The organism is Rathayibacter sp. Leaf296 (genome assembly GCF_001423045.1).
GTDB lineage: Bacteria > Actinomycetota > Actinomycetes > Actinomycetales > Microbacteriaceae > Rathayibacter > Rathayibacter caricis.
Genome location: NZ_LMNR01000001.1, coordinates 1247857 through 1254096 on the forward strand (window position 1 = coordinate 1247857; position 6240 = coordinate 1254096).

Consider the following 6240-nt stretch of genomic DNA (forward strand, 5'->3'; position numbering starts at 1 on the left):
GAGCTGCGGGCCGCGAGGCGGCCGATGCGCCTAGGAGGCGCGGCGGGCGCGGGCGGCGCGGCGCTTGAGCGCGCGGCGCTCGTCCTCGCTGAGGCCGCCCCACACGCCCGAGTCCTGGCCGGTCTCGAGGGCGTACTGGAGGCACACCTCGGTGACGGTGCAGCGGGCGCACACCGACTTGGCCTTCTCGATCTGGTCGACGGCGGGCCCGGTGTTCCCGACGGGGAAGAAAAGCTCGGGGTCAGCGGTGAGGCAAGCGGCCTTGTCGCGCCAGTCCATGCAGGTGCTCCTTGTGTGAAGGCGTGCGTGGAGGAACCACGCAGTGTTCGGGTGAGATGATCGAGTCACGCCGATGATCGAGTTCGGAGGCGGAGGATCCGGGCGCACTCACCGGCGCACGCCACGAGGCCTCACGCGGCTGCGCAAGGCGGTTCGGGGAGGTGGACGGGGTGACGCCCGTTTCATCCGGACGAGCTCACCCGTGTCATGATCGGGCCTCGCGGCTCGACAGGATCGGGTTGTTCACATCTGCGGAAACCCACGACCCTGTGAGCGGTGAAACGAACTCAAGTAGCCTCTCATGGTGGCTCACCCGAATCAAGAGTCCAGGATGGGATGTGGCTGTGATGATCGACGGGAACACGCCTCCGACCGGCCCGAAGAGCGCGCGGCGCCCCCTCGGTCTGCTCGTCCTCATCGCGATCCTCGCCCTCGAGACCCTGGCTCTGGCCGTGCTCGCGGGGTGGCTGCTGGTCGAGCTGCTGACCACCCGCTCCGACACCCCGGGCGGCGGCATCGCGATCGTGGTGCTGGGGCTCATCGCCCTCGGCTGGGCCGCCGCGACCACGCTGGGGGCGATCCGGCGCCGGAGCTGGATGCGCGGTTCCGCGCTGACCTTGCAGCTCGTGCAGATGGCCGTCGCACTCGGTGCGTTCCAGGGCCAGTACGCCGTCCCGGACATCGGCTGGGCGCTCCTGGGCCCGGCGCTCGTAGCCGCGGTCACGATCTTCCTCCCGAGCGTGGTGGCGGCGACCCGGCGCGAGGTCGTCTAGCGCCTTCCCTGGCACGGCTGCCAGGCTGGGGAGTCCCTGCTCTCGACGCGAAGGCCTCACCATGCATCACACCCGTCTCGGCTCCAGCGGCCTCCAGGTCTCGGCCGTCGTCCTCGGCTGCATGAGCTACGGCGTCTCCGAGCGGGGCGCCCACGCGTGGAGCATGGGGGAGGAGGAGTCCCGGCCGTTCCTGCGCCGCGCGCTCGAGCTGGGCATCACCACGTTCGACACCGCCGATGTCTACTCCGACGGCACGAGCGAGGAGATCGTGGGCCGCGCGCTGGCCGACTTCGCCGTCCGCGAGGAGGTCGTCATCGCGACCAAGGTGCACGGCCGCATGCGCCCCGGCCCCAACGGCGGCGGGCTCTCGCGCCGCCACATCCTCAGCGCGATCGACGACAGTCTCCGCCGGCTCGGCACCGACTACGTCGACCTCTACCAGATCCACCGCTGGGACCCGGAGACGCCGATCGAGGAGACGATGGAGACGCTCCACGACGTCGTGCGCTCGGGCAAGGCCCGTTACATCGGAGCGTCGAGCATGTGGGCGTGGCAGTTCGCGAAGGCGCAGTACACGGCCGATCTCGGCGGCTGGACGCGCTTCGTGTCGATGCAGGACCAGTACAACCTGATCCAGCGCGAGGACGAGCGCGAGCTGCACCCCTTCTGCCTCGATCAGGGCGTCGGAGTGATCCCGTGGTCGCCGCTCGCGCGCGGCCGCCTCACCCGTGACTGGGACGAGACGACGGGACGCACCGAGACGGACCTCTACGGCAAGACGCTCTACCACCAGCAGGAGGACTCCGACCGGCGGACCGCGGCGACGGTCGCGCGCGTCGCCGAGGAGCGCGGAGTGTCCCGCGCGCAGGTGGCCCTCGCCTGGGTGCGGCAGCAGCAGGCCGTGACCGCTCCGATCGTCGGAGCGACGAAGATGCACCACCTCGACGATGCGGTCGCCTCGGTCGACCTCGAGCTGAGCGCCGAGGAGCTGAGCGCCCTCGGCGCCGACTACGCCCCGCGCTCCAACGAGGGCTTCTGAGCCCGGCTCAGGCGAGCTTGAGCTTCTTGCGCAGCGCCTGCACGTGGCCGGTGGCCCGGACGTTGTACTGCGCGAACTCGAGCTCGCCCTCGGCGCCGACGACGAACGTCGAGCGCAGCACGCCGACGATCGTCTTCCCGTAGGAGTTCTTCTCGCCCCAGACGCCGTAGGCGCGGTGGACGGCCATGTCGGGATCACTGAGCAGCGGGTAGTCGAGGTGCTGCTCGTCCGCCCAGCGGCGCAGAGCCTCGGGGGTGTCGCGCGAGACTCCGAGGATCTCGTAGCCCTGGGAGCGGAGCGACGACACGCTGTCGCGGAAGTCGCAGGCCTCGGTGGTGCAGCCGGGGGTGTCGGCCTGCGGGTAGAAGAAGACGATCACGCGCGTCCCGCGGTAGGAGGCCAGGGCGACGGGCGTCCCGTCCTGGTCCGGCAGGGTGAAGTCCGGAGCGGAGTCGCCCGCGGCGAGCCTCTCGTCGGCGGGGATCGGGGGGAGGGCGGTGCTCGTCATCGTCTGCTTCCGTCGGTCGGGGCGAAGGTGGTCAGGAGGCGCTGCAGCGAGTCGAGGCGCTCGGGGCCGCTCGCGCCGAGCAGGCCCTTCTCGACGGCCTCGACGATCGCGCAGTCGGGGGAGTCGGGGAGGTGGGTGCAGCCGCGCGGGCAGTCCTCCGCGAGGATGGCGAGGGTCGTGAACGCCCCGAGGATGTTGTCGGTGTTCACGTGCCCCAGTCCGAACGAGCGGACTCCGGGGGTGTCGATGACCCAGCCGTGCCGGTCGCCGCGCTCGACGCGCAGCGAGACCGTGGAGGAGGAGGTGTGCCGGCCCCGGCCGGTGACCGTGTTCACGTGCCCGGTGGCGCGGTGCGCATCCGGCACCAGCTTGTTCACGAGGGTCGACTTGCCGACTCCGGAGTGGCCCACGACGACGGTCTCGTGCCCGAGCAGCGCTTCGGCGATCTCGTCGACCGGGGGCTCGTCCTGGCTCGAGAGGAACACGCGCAGGTCCAGGCCCTCGAAGTTCCTCAGGAACGGCCCGGGATCGGCGAGGTCGGTCTTGGTGATGCAGAGCATCGGCGTGATGCCCGCGTCGAACGCGGCCACGAGGTAGCGGTCGACGAGACGCGTGCGCGGCTCGGGGTCGGCGGCGGCCACGACGCAGAGCATCTGGTCGGCGTTGGCGACGATCACGCGCTCGATGGCATCGGTGTCGTCGGCGCTGCGGCGCAGCAGCGTCGAGCGGTCGCGGATCCGGACGATGCGGGCGAGCGTGCCCTCGTCACCCGTCGTGTCGCCGACCACGTCGACCCGATCTCCGGCGACGATCGCCTGACGGCGCAGCTCGCGGGCGCGGGCCGCGGTGAACTCGTGCTCCTCGGGAGTGCCGTCGCCGATCATCACGGTGTAGCGGCCGCGGTCGACCCCGAGGACCATCGCGATCTCGGCGTCCTCGTAGCTGGGCCGGTTCTTGGTGCGCGGCTTGGTGCCCTTGGGGTTCGGCCGGACCCGGGCGTCCGACTCGTCGTAGCCGTCGAAGTCGTCGAGGACGCCGTCGGCGTCCAGGCCGCTGTCGGTCCACCAGGACACGGCTAGACCGACCCCGCCAGTGCGCGCCACAGCTCGGGGAACTGCGGGAGGGTCTTGGACGTCGTCGCGATGTCCTCGATGACCACTCCGGGGACGGCGAGGGCGATGATCGCTCCGGCGTGCGCCATGCGGTGGTCGGAGTAGGTGCGCCAGCGACCGCCGTGCAGCGTCGCGGGCTCGATCCGCAGGCCGTCGTCGAGCTCGGTGACGGAGCCGCCGAGCCCGGTGATCTCGGCCGCGAGGGCGGCGAGGCGATCGGTCTCGTGGTGGCGGATGTGTCCGATCCCGGTGAGCGTGCTCGGGGTCGACGCGAGCGCGGCCAGGGCGGCCAGCGCAGGAGCGAGCTCACCTCCCTCCGACAGGTCGAGGTCGACGCCGAGGATCTCGTCGCCGCCGGTGACCACGAGGTCGCCGCCGTCGCGCTCGACGCTCGCGCCGAAGAGGGGGAGGAAGCGCTCGAGGTGCGCGCCGACCTGCGTCGTGGTCTCGGGCCAGTTGCGCAGGCGCACGCGACCGCCGGTGACGAGCGCGGCGGCGAGGAACGGCGCGGCGTTCGAGAGGTCGGGCTCGAGCAGGACGTCGGCGCCGGAGATCTCCTGCGGCTCGACGGTCCACTCACCGGGAGCGGGGGTGCCGACGACGACGCCGCGGGCCGCGAGGGAGGCGATCGTCATGTCGATGTGCGGCTGGCTGGGGAGCCGCTCGCCGATGTGGCGCAGGTGCAGGCCCTCGTCGAAGCGGGCGCCGGCGAGCAGGAGCGCCGACACGAACTGGCTCGAGCGGGAGGCGTCGACGGTGACGTCGCCGCCGCGGACGGATCCCGAGCCGTGAACCGTGAAGGGGAGGGAGCCGCGTCCGTCGTCGGCCACGTCGACTCCGAGCGAGCGGAGCGACGCGATGGTCGCGCCCATCGGGCGCTTGTAGGCGTAGGCGTCGCCGTCGAAGGTGGTCGGGCCCAGGGCGAGACCGGCGAGCGGCGGCACGAAGCGCATGACCGTGCCGGCGAGTCCGCAGTCGATCGTCGTGGAGCCGAGCAGCTCCTCCGCGGGCTCGACCACGAGGTCGGCGCCGAACGGGCCGGTGGCACCCGACTCGCGGACGCCGGTGCCGAGCGAGCGGAGCGCCTCGATCATCAGCGCGCTGTCGCGCGAGTGGAGCGGAGCGCGCAGTGTCGACGGGGACGACGCCAGCGCCGAGAGCACGAGCTCGCGGTTCGTCAGCGACTTCGAGCCGGGGAGCTCGACGACCGCGTCGAGCTCCCCGGCTGCCGTGGGCGCGGACCAGTCGTCCTCTCCGGGGAGCGCGCGGGCGTCGCCGTACGGATCGAACTCGGGAGCGGAATAACGCGAGAAGACCATCGGTTATCAGGATAGTCGGCAGCGGAGGAACGGAGGCGGAGCATGGCGTCAGCATCAGCGGAAGCGGTCCTCGAGCGTCCGGTGCGCCTCCCGGACGCGGCGTCCACCCCGGTGCCCGCGGGCCTGCGCGGCTTAGGATCGCTTGTGATGACACGCGACGACACCACACGCCCCCGCACCGCCGCCGAGGCGCCGGCGCCCGACGAGGCGGAGCAGACGATCGAGGAGACCGTCGAGGAGTCCCTCGACGACGCCGCGACGGTCGAGCCCGACGCGCCCGTCGATCTCCGCGCGCTCTTCGAGCAGCAGGCGCTGCCCTTCATCGACCAGCTGTACGCGGCGGGCCTGCGGATGACGAAGAACCCCTCCGACGCCCAGGACCTCGTCCAGGAGACGTTCGCGAAGGCGTTCGGCGCGTTCCGCCAGTTCGAGCAGGGCACGAACCTCAAGGCGTGGCTCTACCGGATCCTCACCAACACGTTCATCAACTCGTACCGCAAGAAGCAGCGCGAGCCCTATCAGAGTGCCATCGACGAGCTCGAGGACTGGCAGCTGGGCGGCGCGGAGTCGACGACGGCCACGTCCAGCCGCTCGGCCGAGGCCGAGGCGATCGACCATCTCCCCGACACCGCCGTCAAGGAGGCCCTGCAGGCGATCCCGGAGGACTTCCGGCTCGCCGTGTATTTCGCCGATGTCGAAGGATTCTCCTACCAGGAGATCGCCGACATCATGAAGACCCCCGTCGGGACCGTCATGAGCCGGCTGCACCGCGGCCGCCGCATGCTGCGCGAACGACTCACCGACTACGCACGCGAGCGCGGGTTCCGCGCCGCTTTCACTACCGGGAGCACGAAATGACCGACTGCGGCTGCACCAAGGCGAAGGCGGAACTCGAGGAGTTCCTGCACAACGAGCTGTGCAAGGAGGACGCCGCCGACATCCGCGAGCACATGGCGAACTGCCCCGACTGCTCCGGTGAGGCGAAGGTCGGCGTCGTGCTGACCGTCGCGGTGCAGCGCGCGTGCAAGGAGACGGCGCCGGAGGACCTCCGCGCCCAGGTGCTCGGCATGCTGCGCGAGGCGCAGGCGTCGCACTCCACGGAGACCGTCAGCGCGTAGCTCCGCTCGGGCGATGCTCTCGCGCATCTGATCCTCGGATCCGCCTCCGCTCGCAGGAACACGTTCGGCTCGTCAGAACCTCAGGTTCTGAC

At 71.2% G+C, this 6240-nt stretch carries 8 protein-coding genes; 4 read left to right on the forward strand and 4 right to left on the reverse strand.

What is annotated here, in order from left to right:
- Positions 1–30: 30 nt before the first annotated feature.
- Positions 31–279 carry a WhiB family transcriptional regulator gene (locus tag ASF46_RS05780; protein ID WP_055788231.1) on the reverse strand — a complete coding sequence of 83 codons (249 nt, stop codon included), beginning with the start codon at positions 277–279 and terminating at the stop codon, positions 31–33.
- A gap of 338 nt (positions 280–617) precedes the next feature.
- Between ASF46_RS05780 and ASF46_RS05785 the strand changes: the two genes are divergently transcribed.
- Both ASF46_RS05785 and ASF46_RS05790 read left to right on the forward strand, forming a co-directional pair.
- Positions 618–1052: a hypothetical protein gene (locus ASF46_RS05785; RefSeq protein WP_416351478.1), complete on the forward strand. Its 435-nt coding sequence runs from the start codon at positions 618–620 to the stop codon at positions 1050–1052.
- 61 nt (positions 1053–1113) lie between these two features.
- Positions 1114–2091 carry an aldo/keto reductase gene (locus ASF46_RS05790; protein ID WP_056866743.1) on the forward strand — a complete coding sequence of 326 codons (978 nt, stop codon included), beginning with the start codon at positions 1114–1116 and terminating at the stop codon, positions 2089–2091.
- Positions 2092–2098: 7 nt separating this feature from the next.
- On the opposite strand, the gene bcp is transcribed toward ASF46_RS05790, so the two are convergent.
- From bcp to aroA, 3 genes are read right to left on the reverse strand one after another with little or no spacing between them, the layout of a single operon-like run.
- Entirely contained in the window at positions 2099–2599 is a 501-nt protein-coding gene (bcp, locus tag ASF46_RS05795; protein ID WP_056866744.1) for a thioredoxin-dependent thiol peroxidase, read from the reverse strand.
- Positions 2596–3672: a ribosome small subunit-dependent GTPase A gene (gene rsgA, locus ASF46_RS05800; RefSeq protein ID WP_082485271.1), complete on the reverse strand. Its 1077-nt coding sequence runs from the start codon at positions 3670–3672 to the stop codon at positions 2596–2598. The genes bcp and rsgA overlap by 4 nt, the downstream gene beginning before the upstream one ends.
- Before the next feature lie 2 nt (positions 3673–3674).
- Complete coding sequence (aroA, locus tag ASF46_RS05805; RefSeq protein ID WP_056866745.1) at positions 3675–5030, reverse strand: 3-phosphoshikimate 1-carboxyvinyltransferase; 1356 nt, start codon at positions 5028–5030, stop codon at positions 3675–3677.
- A gap of 147 nt (positions 5031–5177) precedes the next feature.
- Here aroA and ASF46_RS05810 point away from each other — a divergent pair, with 147 nt between their 5' ends.
- A complete protein-coding gene (locus ASF46_RS05810; RefSeq protein ID WP_082485272.1) occupies positions 5178–5888 on the forward strand; it encodes a sigma-70 family RNA polymerase sigma factor in 711 nt (236 codons plus the stop codon).
- Positions 5885–6148, forward strand: coding sequence for a zf-HC2 domain-containing protein (locus tag ASF46_RS05815; RefSeq protein WP_055788251.1), 264 nt, complete (start codon positions 5885–5887; stop codon positions 6146–6148). The genes ASF46_RS05810 and ASF46_RS05815 overlap by 4 nt, the downstream gene beginning before the upstream one ends.
- Positions 6149–6240 lie beyond the last annotated feature (92 nt).